This is a genomic window from Cupriavidus sp. C1SS-2L (genome assembly GCF_057073735.1).
Genome location: NZ_CP172708.1, coordinates 2,999,939 through 3,013,763 on the forward strand (window position 1 = coordinate 2,999,939; position 13,825 = coordinate 3,013,763).

Annotated in this window: 10 protein-coding genes; 5 read left to right on the forward strand and 5 right to left on the reverse strand. The window is 65.4% G+C overall.

The window, feature by feature from the left end; translation table 11 throughout:
- Positions 1–130 precede the first annotated feature (130 nt).
- The 5 genes from loiP (at position 131) to cls (ending at position 7,936) form a co-directional block, all read left to right on the forward strand.
- Positions 131–883: a metalloprotease LoiP gene (gene loiP, locus ACIGJG_RS13905; RefSeq protein ID WP_011298854.1), complete on the forward strand. Its 753-nt coding sequence runs from the start codon at positions 131–133 to the stop codon at positions 881–883.
- 293 nt (positions 884–1,176) lie between these two features.
- Entirely contained in the window at positions 1,177–2,871 is a 1,695-nt protein-coding gene (gene aspT, locus ACIGJG_RS13910) for an aspartate-alanine antiporter (protein WP_224000975.1), read from the forward strand.
- Positions 2,872–2,960: 89 nt separating this feature from the next.
- Positions 2,961–4,646 carry an aspartate-alanine antiporter gene (gene aspT / locus ACIGJG_RS13915; RefSeq protein ID WP_011298856.1) on the forward strand — a complete coding sequence of 562 codons (1,686 nt, stop codon included), beginning with the start codon at positions 2,961–2,963 and terminating at the stop codon, positions 4,644–4,646.
- Between the two features lie 97 nt (positions 4,647–4,743).
- On the forward strand, positions 4,744–6,369 hold the full coding sequence (locus ACIGJG_RS13920; RefSeq protein ID WP_011298857.1) for a bifunctional aspartate transaminase/aspartate 4-decarboxylase: 1,626 nt from the start codon (positions 4,744–4,746) through the stop codon (positions 6,367–6,369).
- Between the two features lie 97 nt (positions 6,370–6,466).
- On the forward strand, positions 6,467–7,936 hold the full coding sequence (cls, locus tag ACIGJG_RS13925) for a cardiolipin synthase (RefSeq protein ID WP_483672442.1): 1,470 nt from the start codon (positions 6,467–6,469) through the stop codon (positions 7,934–7,936).
- A gap of 45 nt (positions 7,937–7,981) precedes the next feature.
- On the opposite strand, the gene hutG is transcribed toward cls, so the two are convergent.
- Genes hutG through hutU form a run of 5 tightly spaced genes read right to left on the reverse strand, consistent with a single transcriptional unit; the run spans position 7,982 to position 13,815 of the window.
- Positions 7,982–8,794 (reverse strand): N-formylglutamate deformylase, encoded by an 813-nt coding sequence (hutG, locus tag ACIGJG_RS13930; protein ID WP_011298859.1) that lies wholly within the window; start codon positions 8,792–8,794, stop codon positions 7,982–7,984.
- A gap of 51 nt (positions 8,795–8,845) precedes the next feature.
- Positions 8,846–10,252, reverse strand: coding sequence for a formimidoylglutamate deiminase (locus ACIGJG_RS13935; RefSeq protein WP_011298860.1), 1,407 nt, complete (start codon positions 10,250–10,252; stop codon positions 8,846–8,848).
- A 4-nt stretch (positions 10,253–10,256) separates the two neighbouring features.
- Entirely contained in the window at positions 10,257–11,528 is a 1,272-nt protein-coding gene (hutI, locus tag ACIGJG_RS13940; protein ID WP_483672443.1) for an imidazolonepropionase, read from the reverse strand.
- Positions 11,525–12,118, reverse strand: a complete 594-nt coding sequence (locus ACIGJG_RS13945; protein ID WP_011298862.1) for a HutD/Ves family protein — start codon at positions 12,116–12,118, stop codon at positions 11,525–11,527. Before ACIGJG_RS13945 ends, hutI begins: the two co-directional genes overlap by 4 nt.
- Positions 12,115–13,815: a urocanate hydratase gene (hutU, locus tag ACIGJG_RS13950; protein ID WP_483672444.1), complete on the reverse strand. Its 1,701-nt coding sequence runs from the start codon at positions 13,813–13,815 to the stop codon at positions 12,115–12,117. The genes ACIGJG_RS13945 and hutU overlap by 4 nt, the downstream gene beginning before the upstream one ends.
- Positions 13,816–13,825: the final 10 nt, after the last annotated feature.

A 13,825-nucleotide genomic window follows, 5' to 3' on the forward strand; every position in this document is an offset into this window, starting at 1 on the left:
GGCCGGTATCCCCGGCACCACATCCGTGCGACCCACTCGCCGCCCTGCGTGTCGGACGGAATCCACTGGCGCATCCGCCCACGGTTTTCCTATGCTATGCATTGGTCAATCCCGCCACGGAGCCCCAGCCATGACGCGATATGCACGATATGCCGTCCCTGCCCTTGCCTGCATTGCCCTGCAGGCCGGTTGCGCCAACATGAACATGGACAGCATGACGCAGGCGGGCGGCAGCCTGTTTTCTGCCGCCTCGCTGTCCGATGCCAACGTCAAGACCTTGTCCGACCAGTCATGCGCGGAGATGGACAAGAAGAACACCATCGCCGCAGCCGACAGCACCTACACGAAACGGCTCGCCAACGTCATGAGCGGCCTGGGCAATACCGGCCTGCCGCTTGATGCAAAGGTCTACATGACCAAGGACGTCAATGCCTGGGCCATGGCCAACGGCTGCGTGCGTGTCTACAGCGGCCTCATGGACCTGATGACCGACGATGAAGTCCGCGGCGTGGTCGGGCACGAAATCGGCCACGTCGCGCTGGGGCATACCAAGGCCGCCATGCAGGTTGCCTACGGCACGTCGGCTGCGCGCGGCGCGCTGGGCGCGCTGGGGAACCCGACGCTTACCGCGCTGACGTCATCGCAGATCGCGGACCTTGGTGAGCAGTTCATCAACGCGCAGTTTTCCCAACGGCAGGAAAGTGCCGCCGATGACTATTCTTTCGATTTGCTGACGAAGAACGGTGCAAACCGCCAAGCGCTTGCCTCCGCGTTCCGCAAGCTGGCCTCGCTCGATGGCGGGCAGTCAAGCATGCTGAGTTCCCACCCGGGCTCGCTTGAGCGCGCCAAGCATATCGACGCGCGCCTTGCCGGAGGCAAATAAGCGCGACACCGTGACAGCCGTGCGACACCCGATTGGGTGAAGCACGGCACAAGCATCTCCAGCCCACACTGCACCGCACCGCGATGCAGTGCAGCAGCCATTGACGGCGTTTAAATCACAGACAAAAGCTTTCACTACGCCGGCCACAACTCGACAGTGATAATCCATCGCGCCGCATCCAGGCGGATGCGGACGCGTACTGGCTGCTCGCCTGACCGTACGTTTCTCACGGCCAGTTTCGACGGCATGTATCCGCGCCACGCTGAACGCACCAGGGATATCGTTGCCGCGCAATGGAATTGCTTTCAGACTTGCTTGCCTCCCAACCGGAGATCGCGCTCTTCCTCGCGCTCGCGGTCGGCCATGCGATTGGCGCGATCCGTTTCGGGCCATTCCAGCTCGGCGGCATCTGCGGCACGCTGATCGCCGCGCTCGTGATCGGGCAAAGCGGGGCGCGTCTCGACAACGACGTCAAGAACGTTGCCTTCGCGGTGTTCATCTTTGCGCTCGGCTTCACCGGTGGCCCGCAGTTCTTCGCCAATGTCGGGCGCGAATGGCGCATCGGATTGCTCTCGCTCGTGGAAGCCTTTGTACTCCTGGCACTGCTTGCGATCGCCGTACCGTTGCTGAGCCTGGACCAGGGTACGGCCGCCGGCCTGCTCGCCGGCGCCGCGACCGAATCGGCCGTGATCGGCACCGCTTCCGAAGCGATTTCCCGGCTCGGCATCTCTTCCGAGCAGGTGCGCGTGCTGCAGACCAATATCGTCACCGCATACAGCGTGACGTACCTGTTCGGCCTGATCTCGATCGTGCTGTTCACGAGCCAGCTCGCGCCGTGGCTGTTGCGCGTGAACCTGCGCGAATCGGCGGAAAGGCTGTGGCAGAAGCTCGGCGGCGAGAACGACTTGGGCGAAGGCCAGAGCAGCGCACTGCCGTTGCTGGTCGGTCGCGTGCTGCGCGTGGAACGCGTCGCGGGCAAGACGGTGCTGGAAGCGGAGCAACTGGTCGCGCTCGGCGCAACGATACGGCGCGTGCGGCGCGATGGCGAGACCTTCCGGCCATCGCCCGCCGAGTTGCTGCGCACCGGTGACGTTGTGCTCGCAGTCGGCCGGCGCGATGCAATGGTGGCCTTCGCCGGCTACGTCGGCACCGAGTTGCCTGAAGAGCCCGGCATGGAAGCCGTGCAGAACGAGCAGGACGTGCTGCTCACGCGGCGCGAGATCCGCGGACTGACGCTGGCCCGGCTGCGCCAGATGGCCGACGTCGGCATGGGCCGCGGTGTCTATATCCAGCGTATCTCGCGCATGCAGCACCGGGTGCCCACGCTGCCGGAAACGGTGCTCGAGCGTGGAGACGTACTGACGCTGAGCGGACCGCAGGAAGCCGTGCAGCGCGTGGTGCCGGAACTCGGCTACGCGGTCACGCCGACGATCAAGACGGATTTCGTGTTCCTGGGCATCGGCGTGCTGCTAGGCATGCTGATCGGTGCGTTCAGCGTCAAGTTCGGTCAGGCCGATCTCACGCTGGGGACCGGCGGCGGCTGCCTCGTGTCGGGCCTGATCTTCGGCTGGCTGCGCGCGCGCATGCCGCTGTTCGGCTCGCTGCCCTCCTCCGCGGCCGCGATCCTGAAGGACTTCGGCCTCGCTACGTTCATTGCCGCAGTCGGCCTGTCCGCCGGACCCGATGCGATCACGCTCATCCGCGAGTACGGCCTGATCCTGCCCGTCGCGGGCATCCTGGTTTCCGTGGTGCCGGCCGCGATTTCGCTGTTCATCGGCCACCGCTGGCTGAAGCTGGACACGCCGATCCTGCTCGGCGCCGTCGCAGGCCAGCACTGCAGCACGCCGACGATCATGGCGCTGACCAGCGCGGCCGGCAACGGCACCCCGGTGATCGGCTACACGATCACGTATGCGATTTCCAATGTCCTGCTTCCGCTGCTGGGGCCGATTTCCGTGGCCATGGCGGGCGCCCTGGCGAGGCACTGATGCCCCGCGACTGAGAACACGTTTCACCAACCGGGCAGCACATTCAGCCCTGCAGTCTCAACCCGCTCCCATCGCAACAGGAGGCCCTCATGGAATGGTTGCATGACATTTTCCAGAAATCGCCGGAATCAGCGCTATTCCTGTCGCTGGCCGTCGGCTATGCCATCGGCAAGATTACGTTCGGGCGCTTCCAGCTTGGTGGCGTGGCGGGCTCGCTGCTGGCCGCGGTGCTGATCAGCCAGGTCGGCGTCCAGATCGACAATGGCGTCAAGGCGGTGATGTTCGCCGTCTTCATCTATGCGGTCGGCTACGAAAGCGGCCCGCAGTTCTTCAACTCGCTGAACCGCAGCTCGCTGCGCGAGATCGCCATGGCGGTGTTCATGGCGGTATGCGGCCTGGTCACGGTGGTGGTGCTGGCCAAGATCTTTGATCTCGACAAGGGCATCGCCGCAGGCCTGGCCGCAGGTGGCATGACGCAGTCGGCCATCATCGGTACGGCCGGTGATGCGATCACCAAGCTTGGGCTGCCACCGGACCAGGTGAAGCAACTACAGGCAAACGTTGCAATAGGGTATGCGGTGACATATGTGTTTGGGTCTCTCGGCGCGATCATCGTTTGCGTGAACATCCTGCCGCGCTTCATGAAAGCCGACCTGAAGGAAGACGCGAAGAAGATGGAAGCGCAGCTGCACGGCGGGCTGCCGCAGTTCGGCCCGAACCAGCGCGGTGCGCTGCCGCGGCTAGTGGGCCGGCTTTTCCGCGTGGGCGGCGCTGCGGGCAAGACCGTTTCGCATATCGAGATCGGCGGCGAGGATCTCGTCACGGTGGAGAAGATCCAGCGCGGCGGCAAGGCGCTCGAGGTCAAGCAGGACATCGTGCTCAAGGACGGTGACCTGGTGCTGCTGGTGGGCCGCCGCGACGCCATGGTGCCCACGGCCGCGCTGATCGGCGAGGAAGTCGCCGATGTGGAAGGCATGGGCGTCGTCATGCAGACGCGCAAGGTGGTGTTCACCGCCAAGGGCATGAACAACAAGACGGTCGCGGAGATCGTCGAGATGGTGGGGCGCGACATGCGCCACGGTGTGTACATCGAGCATATCGAGCGCTACGACAACCCGCTGCCGTTGCTGCCAGAACTGAAGCTGCAGCATGGCGACATCCTCACGCTGTACGGCACGCCGGCCGATACCAGGCGTGCCGCGCAGATGGCCGGGTACGAACTGGCGCCCACCGAGAAGACGGACTTCGTCTACTTCGGTGCCGGTGTGCTGGTGGGTCTGCTGATCGGCCTGCTGGTATGGCGCATCGGCTCGATCCCGCTGACGCTCGGCGCCGGCGGTGGTGCGCTGCTCTCCGGCCTGGTGTTTGGCTGGGCCCGATCCAAGCACAAGATGTTCGGCGCGATGCCGACTGCCGCGTGCCAGTTGCTGAAGGACTTCGGGCTCGCTGCGTTCGTGGCCATCGTCGGCATCAACTCGGGTCTGCAGGCTGCTACCACGTTGAAGCAGCAAGGCCTGACCATCTTCATCCTTGGTGCCGTGGTCACGCTGCTGCCGCTGTTCCTGACCATGTTCTTCGGCCGCTACGTGCTCAAGTACGACAACGCCGCGCTGCTCGCGGGCGCGCTGTCCGGGTCGCGCAGTGCGAACCCCGCCTTCGGCGGCATTCTCGACAAGGCCGAGAGCCCGGTGCCGACCGTGCCCTTCGCCATCACCTACGCCATTGCCAACGTGCTGCTGACGCTGCTCGGACCGCTGGTGGTCGGCCTCGTCTAGCGGTCACGTCGTTTCACCGTTCTTCCTGCTGCGCGGGCCGCCCTTCCCTCCCGGCCCGCCAGCGCCAACCCGACAAGCGTCTTAACAGGAGCAAGTCATGACCAAACCGGATATGTCCAAGCTGGCGAGCCTCTCGCCGTTCGAACTGAAGGATGAACTGATCAAGCTTGCCAGCAGCGATGCGGACCGCCTGATGCTGAACGCGGGCCGCGGCAACCCCAATTTCCTCGCCACGATTCCGCGCCACGGCTTCTGGCAACTCGGCCTGTTCGCCATGCGCGAATCGGAGCGTTCGTTCTCGTACATGCCCGAAGGCGTAGGCGGCTTCCCGCGCCGCGAAGGCATCGAGGAACGCTTCGACCTGTTCGCGCGCGAGTTCGCGCACGTGCCGGGCGTCTCGTTCCTGGCCGGAGCCGTCTCCTATGTGCGCGACCAGCTTGGGCTGAACGCCGGCGCTTTCCTCTATGAAATGTGCGAAGGCATCCTGGCCTGCAATTACCCGGTGCCGGACCGCATGCTGAAGCTGTCCGAGGTCATCGTGGGCCAGTACATCCGCAAGGAGATGATCGGCAACCATCCGTTCATCGGCGAGTTCGACCTGTTCGCGGTCGAAGGCGGCACCGCGGCGATGACGTACCTGTTCAACTCGATCCGCGAAAACCACCTGCTCAAGGCCGGCGATACCATTGCGCTGGGCATGCCGATCTTCACGCCGTACATCGAGATCCCGGAACTGAACGACTACAAGCTCGTCGAGCTTTCGGTCGAGGCCGATCCCGGCGAACGCTGGCAGTACTCGAACAAGGAACTCGACAAGCTGCGCGACCCGAAGGTCAAGGCCTTCTTCCTCGTCAATCCGAGCAACCCGCCCTCGGTACGCATGAGCGATGAAAGTCTCGAGTACCTGGCGTCAATCATCGAGGAACGTCCCGACCTGATCATCCTGACCGACGATGTGTATGGCACCTTTGCTGACAACTTCGTCTCGCTGTTTGCGATGTGCCCGAAGAACACCATCCTGGTGTACTCGTTCTCGAAGTACTTCGGCGCGACCGGCTGGCGGCTCGGCGTGATTGCCACGCACCGCGACAACGTGTTCGACGAAAAGATCGCCGCGCTTCCCGATGCCGCGCGCAAGGAGCTGCACGAACGCTATACGTCGATCACCACCGAGCCGGACAAGCTTAAATTCATCGACCGCCTGGTGGCCGACAGTCGCACGGTGGCGCTGAACCACACGGCCGGCCTGTCCACGCCGCAGCAGGTACAGATGGTGCTGTTCTCGTTGTTCTCTCTGATGGACACGCCCGACAACTACAAGATCGCCATGAAGCGGCTGATCCGGAACCGCAAGGCTGCGCTGTATCGCGAAATTGGCATCGCGCCGGAGGCGGACGATCCGAATGCCGTGGATTACTACACGCTGCTCGACATCGAGGCGCTGGGCGGCAAAGCGCTCGGTCCTGACTTCGTGAAATGGGTGCTCGCCTCGGTGGAGCCCAATGAGCTGCTGTTCCGCCTGGCTGAAGATGCAGGCGTGGTGCTGCTGCCAGGCCGTGGCTTTGGTACGCGCCATCCGTCCGGCCGCGTATCGCTGGCCAACCTGAACGAATCGGACTACGCGAAAATCGGCCGCTCGATCCGCAAGCTCTTCGAGGAGTATGTGGAAAAGTACAACGAAGCCACCGGCAATAAGGCCAACAAACACGTGGTGAAGAAGTAGGCGCGTCGCCGGCTGCATGCGGTTGGCTGCATGCAGCCGGCTCTGGTATGGTCGTGGGCGATTCCAGTGACCTCCGCCGCCATACCCGAGCCCCGGCATGCCGCTTCCACCGTTCCTGTCCTCGCTGCCCGATCCTGCCCTGTGGTGGGGCCCGCTGTTCACGGTGACCGAATGGGCGATCCGCCTGACGATGCTGGTCTACGTGCCGCAGCGCCGTGCGCCGGCTGCCGCGCGCACGTGGCTGCTGCTGGTGTTCTTCCTGCCGTGGCTGGGCCTGATACTTTATGCGCTGTTCGGACGCATCTACTATCCGAAGTCACGCCGCCTGAAACTGGCCCGCATCAACCAGGGGATCGAGCAGCTGCGCGCGCGCATCAGCCATGAACTGCCACAGGGTCCATTGCCGGATGGGCTGTGCCAGACGGGTTCCTGCCTGATTGAACGGGTCGGCTCATTCGCGCCGATGCGCGGCAACGATGTCACGCTGATCGACCGCTACGACGACGTGATTGCCGCAATGGTGGCCGACATCGACGCCGCGAAGCAGTCGGTGCACATCCTGATGTACATCTACGCGGACGATGCGACGGGCCGAAGGATTACCGACGCCGTGCTGCGCGCCGCGCGCCGTGGCGTACGCTGCAGCGTGCTGATGGACGCGCTCGGTGCGCGCGACGGACTGAAGGCCTTTACCGGCAAGCTGCGCTCTGCCGGCGTGCAGGTGGTACCGGTGCTGCCGATGCGCTCGCTGTCGGCAGTGCTCAAGGGCAAGAGTGCGCGCTTCGACCTGCGCAATCACCGCAAGATCGTCGTGCTCGATGGCAGCGTCGGCTACATCGGCTCGCAGAACGTCGTCGATGCCGAATCGATGCCGGGTCTGCCCAATGAGGAACTGGTGGCCCGCGTGACCGGCCCGGTGGTATCGCAACTGCAGGCTGTGTTCCTCGCGGACCGCTACCTCGAGACCGGCGACAAGGACCTCGGCGCTGCCGATTTCCCGCCGCTGGCGCCGGACGGGCCGTGCATTGCGCAGATGCTCCCGAGCGGGCCTGGCTACGGCACGCAGAATGCGCAGATGGTGCTGGTGTCGATGATCCACAATGCCGTGCGCCGCGTGGTCATCACCACGCCTTATTTCGTGCCCGACGAGTCGTTCCTGCAAGCGCTGCACGTCGCGTGCTATCGCGGCGTGGAGGTGCATCTGGTGCTGTCCCAGCGCATCGACCAGCACTTCACGCAGGCCGCGCAGGAAGCGTATTTCGGTGTGCTGCTGGAATCGGGCGTGAAGGTCCACCTGTACCGGCCCGCGTTCCTGCATGCCAAGCATGTGACCATCGACGACACGGTGGCGATGGTCGGCTCGACGAACATGGACATCCGCTCGTTCGCGCTCAATGCGGAATCGGCGCTGGTGATTTACGACAGGGATGTGGTGGCGAAGATGGTGCGCATTCAGCAGCGCTATCTGGCTGCGAGCGACACCGTGGTACGCGAGAAATGGGCCGCGCGGCCGTTGCGCACGCGGACCTGGCAGAACCTTTGCCGGTTGGCGGATTCGTTGTTGTGATGGCGAGGGCTGCGGCAAGCGCTGGCCCTCTCCACGGAGTTCGGCTTAACGCCCTTCCACAAACCCCAGCACCGCCGCCAGCATCTGCTTCAGCGACGGCTGCAGCGCCGAGGCCTTGGCCTCGTCATACGCGAACGGATACGACTCGCTCATGTAAGCCGATTGCGCGAGTTCGAGCTGCACGGCATGCACGCCGTCGCGCGGTTGCCCGTAATTGCGCGTGATATAGCCACCCTTGAAGCGACCGTTGAGCACCGCAGTGTGGCCCGGGATACCCTGTGCAATCTCCAGCAGCTCGTCCGCCAGCGATTGATCACAGCTATCGCCATTGGCCGTGCCGAGGTTGAAGTCGGGCAGCCTGCCTTCGAAGAAGCGCGGCAGCATCGAGCGGATCGAATGCGCATCCCACAGCGCCACCGTGCCGTGCTGCTGGCGCAGGCGAGCGAGTTCCTCGGCCAGCGCGCCGTGGTACGGGCGCCATACGGCATCACGCCGCGCGCCGATCTCGGCATCGTCAGGACCGACGCCGTTCGCGTACAGCGGCGTCTTGTCGAAGGTATCGACCGGGCACAGGCCGGTGGTGTCCTGGCCCGGATAGAGATTGGCGTTATCGGGCGGTCGGTTCAGGTCCACCACGTAGCGCGAATGGGTGGCCGCCAGTACCGACGCGCCAAGTTCGCGCGCGAAGTCGTAGAGGCGTTCCAGGTGCCAGTCGGTATCGGGCACCGTGCGTGCCTCGGCGGTCAGCCGCTGCGACACGGTGGCGGGTAGGTAGGTGCCGACGTGCGGCATCGATACCAGCAGCGGACGGGTGCCGCGATGCAGGGTAAAAGCGGGGGTGTCGGTAGAAAAGGACATGGTCTGTGCAATGCAGGGCAGCGCGCCGCGCAATGCGGCGGCTGCCGGTTTTCAGTCGCCCAGCAGGCTCGCGCGCGCCGACACGAACAGCTGGCCAGCTTCCGCCTGCAGCGGATGCGCACCATGCTGCACGCGGCAACGGCCGGCAGTGCGGACTTCCGCTAGTGTCTCATGGCCGTGGTTGGCAAAGACGTGCGTGGCCAGCGCCTGGGCGCCGTCAAGCCCCGCCAGCGCGGGATGCGAGCCATCGAGCACGACGAAATCGGCCTGCTGGCCCGCCGCGAGCCCGGCTACCGCGCGGCCCGTTGCACGCGCACCGCCGGCCACCGCCTCGAGGTAGAGACGATCCGCGACCTGCATATGCGATTCCGAGGCCAGCACATTGCGCTGCTGCAGGGCCAGCCGCTGGCCGTACTCGAACATGCGCAGCTCTTCGGCGACGCTGACGCTCGCATGGCTGTCCGAGCCGATGCCCCATGCACCGTGCTGGGCGAGGTACGGCGCCGCTTCGAACACGCCATCGCCCAGGTTTGCCTCGGTGGTCGGACAGATGCCAGCCACCGCCCCGCTGTGCGCGAGGCGCCGGCGTTCATCCCAGTCCATATGCGTGGCATGCACAAGGCACCAGCGCGCATCGACCTCGGCATGGTCGAGCAGCCATTCGACGGGCCGGATGCCGGTCTGCGCGATGCAGTCGTCCACCTCGCGCTGCTGCTCGGCGATGTGGATGTGCACAGGTGCAGTAGGATCCATCGCATGCAGGCCGGCCAATGCGTGCGTGAGGCTTTGCTGTGGCACTGCGCGCAACGAGTGCGGGGCGAGGCCCAGGCGCGCGCCGTGCTGCGCGCACGCGGGCGACAGGCGTTCGAGCAGCCTGAGCATGGCGTCGGTGTCATGCAGGAAGCGGCGCTGCTCCGCCACCGCCGGCTTGTCGCCGAAGCCGGCCGTCTGGTACAGCACCGGCAGCAGCGTCATGCCGATGCCAGCGCGTTCGGCCGCGCGCAACAGGCGCAAAGACATCTCGGCCGCGTCTGCATATGGCTTGCCGTCGATGTCGTGGTGCACGTAGTGGAACTCGCATACGCTGGTGTAGCCCGCGCGCAGCATCTCGATGTAGAGCTGCGTGGCGATGGCCTCCAGCGTGTCCGGCGACAAGCGCAGCGCGAAGCGGTACATCAGCGTGCGCCAGCTCCAGAACGAGTCTGCGCCGGCGGGATCGCCGCCCTGCGTCACGCTGCGGTATTCCGTCAGGCCGGCAAAGCCGCGCTGGAACGCGTGCGAATGGAGATTCGGCATACCGGGCAGCACGGGGCCGGCGGCGCGCGGCACATCGGCACTGGCCGATGCGCCCGCCTGCACCGTTGTCAGGCGGCCCGTTGTATCCCATGCCAGTAGCACGTCGCGCGCCCAGCCGGTGGGCAGCAGCGCGTGGGGTGCAAGAATGCGTGCTTCGTTCATGCGCTCATGCCCTCCCGCCGTGTTGCGACGTCGCCGGATGGATGCGTCCCTGCCGCACGACCACCGCGGCCGGGTTGCGGCCGAACCAGTAAGCCAGTTCCGCCGGTGACTCGACGCGCCAGAGCACGAAATCCGCTGCGCGTCCGACTGCGAGCTTTCCATGCCGGTCCGCTGCGCCGAGCGCGCGCGCCGCATGCGTGGTCACGCCGGCCAGCGCCTCGGGCACCGTCAGGCGGAACAGCGTGCAGGCCATGTTCATCATCAGCAGCAGCGATGTGACCGGCGAGGTACCCGGATTGTGGTCCGTGGAAATCGCCATCGGCACGCCGTGCTTGCGCAGCAGCGCAATCGGCGGCAGGTTCGTGTCACGCAGGAAATAATAGGCGCCCGGCAGCAGCACTGCCACCGTACCGGCGGCCGCCATGGCTTCTACGCCGGCCTCGTCCAGATGCTCCAGATGGTCCGCCGACAGCGCATGGTGGCGCGCGGCCAGCGCAGCGCCGCCGAGGTTGCTCAGTTGCTCGGCATGCAGCTTGACGCGCAAGCCATGGCGCGCGGCGGCTTCGAACACGCGCTCGGTCTGCGCGAGCGAGAAGCCGACCGATTCGCAGAACGCATCGACAGCATCGACCAGTCCTTCTTCGGCCAGTGCCGGCAGCATCGTGTTGCAGACCAGCTCGATGTAATCGTCGGCGCGCCCCGCGTATTCGGGCGGCAAGGCATGCGCGCCGAGGAAAGTCGTATGCACCGACACGCCGAACGCTTCGCCAAGACGGCGCGCGACACGCAACTGGCGGCGTTCGGCTTCGAGTTCGAGGCCATAGCCCGACTTGATTTCGATGGCCGTCACGCCTTCCGCCAGCAGCGGCGCGAGGCGCGCAGCGGCTTGCGAGAACAGGGTGTCTTCGTCGGCCGCGCGCGTGGCGCGTACCGACGAAACGATGCCGCCGCCGGCGCGTGCGATCTCTTCATAGCTCGCGCCTGCGAGGCGCATTGCGAACTCATCGGCACGCTGGCCGCCATAGACGAGGTGCGTATGACAGTCGACCAGTCCGGGCGTCATCCAGGTTCCACCCGCATCGTGGCGCGGCAGGCTGCGATAGTCTGCGGGCAATTCCGCTTCGGCGCCCAGCCATGCGATGCGGCCCTGCTCGACAACCAGCGCTGCGTCGCGCACGGCGCGGTCGGGATCGGCATCTGGCAGCAAATGGCAGCAGTGCCAGATGCCGTCGGCGGATTGAATGTCGGGGCGTCCCGAAGCGAGGGGCGCGTTCATTGGTCAGCCTCCGTTTCCAGCGTGATGCAAAGGCACAGCGAATCGCCTTCGAGCGGCGCGAGCGCATGGAATGCAGCGGTCACGCCTGTCGGATACCAGACGCCTTCATTGGCGCGTAGAGGTTCCATCTGGCTCGCACCGGGATCACGCCACGCGCCGCGCAGCACGAACAGCGCCACGGCATCCTCGCCCGAGTTGAAAGAGAAGCCGTGCCGCATGGCATGCACATTCGCGCGGCAGACGCCGCGGCGCGCCATCACGTTGAAGTCTCGCGTGGCACCGGCAATCAGCGTGGCGTTGACGGCCACATCACCCGAAAATGCGAACGGCTCGCCGACGGCGTCAAGGCGGTGGTCAAAGCTGCCATCGGCAGCGCGCAACTGCACGCCCGCGCCGTCAAGCAGCACGATCTGCCGGTCGATTCCCGCAAACGCCGAGAACGGTCCATCCGCGGCAATATCGGCGATGCTGATGCGCCAGGCAAAGTCGTCGAGCCCGGCATCGGGCGGCCACACCGCGACTTCGCGCGTGGTGCCGCCGCCGTTCTTCCACGGCGTAGGTTCCATCGAGTCAAGTGCGAAGCGGGTCATGAGCGATTCACCATCGGCAAGTTGAGGCCCTTCACGTGCGCGCATTCGATGGCAAGCTCGTAGCCCGCATCGGCATGGCGCATCACGCCCGTGGCCGGGTCGTTCCACAGCACGCGCTCAATGCGCTTAGCCGCCGCGTCGGTACCGTCGCAGACGATCACCACGCCCGAATGCTGCGAGAAACCCATGCCGACACCACCGCCATGATGCAGGCTGACCCACGTCGCGCCGCCGGCGGTGTTCAGCAACGCGTTGAGCAGCGGCCAGTCGGAAACGGCATCGGAGCCGTCGCGCATGGACTCGGTTTCGCGGTTCGGCGAAGCGACCGAGCCGCAGTCCAGATGGTCACGGCCGATCACGACGGGCGCCTTGAGTTCGCCCGACTTCACCATCTCGTTGAATGCAAGGCCCGCGCGATGACGCTCGTCCAGCCCAACCCAGCAGATGCGCGCGGGCAAACCCTGGAACGCGATGCGGTCGTGCGCCATGTCGAGCCAGCGGTGCAGGTGCGTGTCCTCGGGGAAAAGCTCCTTCATCTTGGCGTCGGTCTTGTAGATGTCCTCGGGATCGCCGGATAGCGCGACCCAGCGGAACGGGCCCTTGCCGCGGCAGAACAGCGGCCGGATATAGGCCGGCACGAAGCCGGGGAAATCGAAGGCATTCTTCACGCCCTCGTCGAACGCAACCTGGCGAATGTTGTTGCCGTAGTCGACAGTCGGCACGCCCATCTGCTGGAACGCGAGCATTGCCTGAACGTGTTTCACAATCGACGGTCGCGCGGCGGCTTCCACCGACTTGGGATCGTGCTGGCGTGCGTGTTCCCATTGGTCAACGGTCCAGCCTTGAGGCAGGTAGCCGTTGACGAGGTCGTGTGCCGAAGTCTGGTCGGTGACGATGTCCGGACGCATGCCACCGGCCTGCGCGCGCTTGACGAGTTCCGGGACGATGTCGGCCGCGTTGCCGAGCAGCCCCACGGAGATGGCTTCCTTCTTCTGCGTGGCCTCGGCGATCATCGCCAGCGCTTCGTCGAGCGTGGTGGCCTTCTTGTCGAGGTAGCGCGTACGCAGGCGGAAGTCGATGCGCGATTCCTGGCATTCGATCGCGAGCACGCACGCACCGGCCAGCACACCGGCCAGCGGCTGCGCGCCGCCCATGCCGCCCAGGCCTGCCGTCAGTATCCACTTGCCCGACAGGTCGCCGTTGTAGTGCTGGCGACCCGCCTCGACGAAGGTTTCATACGTGCCCTGCACGATGCCCTGTGTGCCGATGTAGATCCACGAACCCGCGGTCATCTGGCCGTACATCATCAGGCCGGCGCGGTCGAGTTCGTTGAACTTGTCCCAGTTGGCCCAGTGCGGCACGAGGTTGGAGTTGGCAATCAGCACGCGCGGTGCATCGGCGTGCGTGCGGAACACGCCCACCGGCTTGCCGGACTGCACAAGCAGCGACTCGTCTTCGCCGAGTCGGCGCAGGCTGTCGAGGATCGCGTCGAAGCATTCCCAGTTGCGCGCGGCCTTGCCGATGCCACCGTAGACCACCAGGTCTTGCGGGCGCTCGGCCACGTCCGGGTCCAGGTTGTTCTGGATCATGCGGTAGGCCGCTTCGATCAGCCAGTTCTTGCAGTGCAGCTCGGTGCCACGCGGCGCGCGGATTTCGCGCTGGCCGCGCTGGAGGAATCGGGATTCGTGAGCGTTCATGGGGACTCTC

Bases quoted from the DNA above. Each gene is read 5' to 3' on its own strand.
- loiP (WP_011298854.1), top strand. From the start codon at position 131: ATGACGCGATATGCACGATATGCCGTCCCTGCCCTTGCCTGCATTGCC.
- aspT (WP_224000975.1), top strand. From the start codon at position 1,177: ATGGAATTGCTTTCAGACTTGCTTGCCTCCCAACCGGAGATCGCGCTC.
- aspT (WP_011298856.1), top strand. From the start codon at position 2,961: ATGGAATGGTTGCATGACATTTTCCAGAAATCGCCGGAATCAGCGCTA.
- ACIGJG_RS13920 (WP_011298857.1), top strand. From the start codon at position 4,744: ATGACCAAACCGGATATGTCCAAGCTGGCGAGCCTCTCGCCGTTCGAA.
- cls (WP_483672442.1), top strand. From the start codon at position 6,467: ATGCCGCTTCCACCGTTCCTGTCCTCGCTGCCCGATCCTGCCCTGTGG.
- hutG (WP_011298859.1), bottom strand. From the start codon at position 8,794: ATGTCCTTTTCTACCGACACCCCCGCTTTTACCCTGCATCGCGGCACC.
- ACIGJG_RS13935 (WP_011298860.1), bottom strand. From the start codon at position 10,252: ATGAACGAAGCACGCATTCTTGCACCCCACGCGCTGCTGCCCACCGGC.
- hutI (WP_483672443.1), bottom strand. From the start codon at position 11,528: ATGAACGCGCCCCTCGCTTCGGGACGCCCCGACATTCAATCCGCCGAC.
- ACIGJG_RS13945 (WP_011298862.1), bottom strand. From the start codon at position 12,118: ATGACCCGCTTCGCACTTGACTCGATGGAACCTACGCCGTGGAAGAAC.
- hutU (WP_483672444.1), bottom strand. From the start codon at position 13,815: ATGAACGCTCACGAATCCCGATTCCTCCAGCGCGGCCAGCGCGAAATC.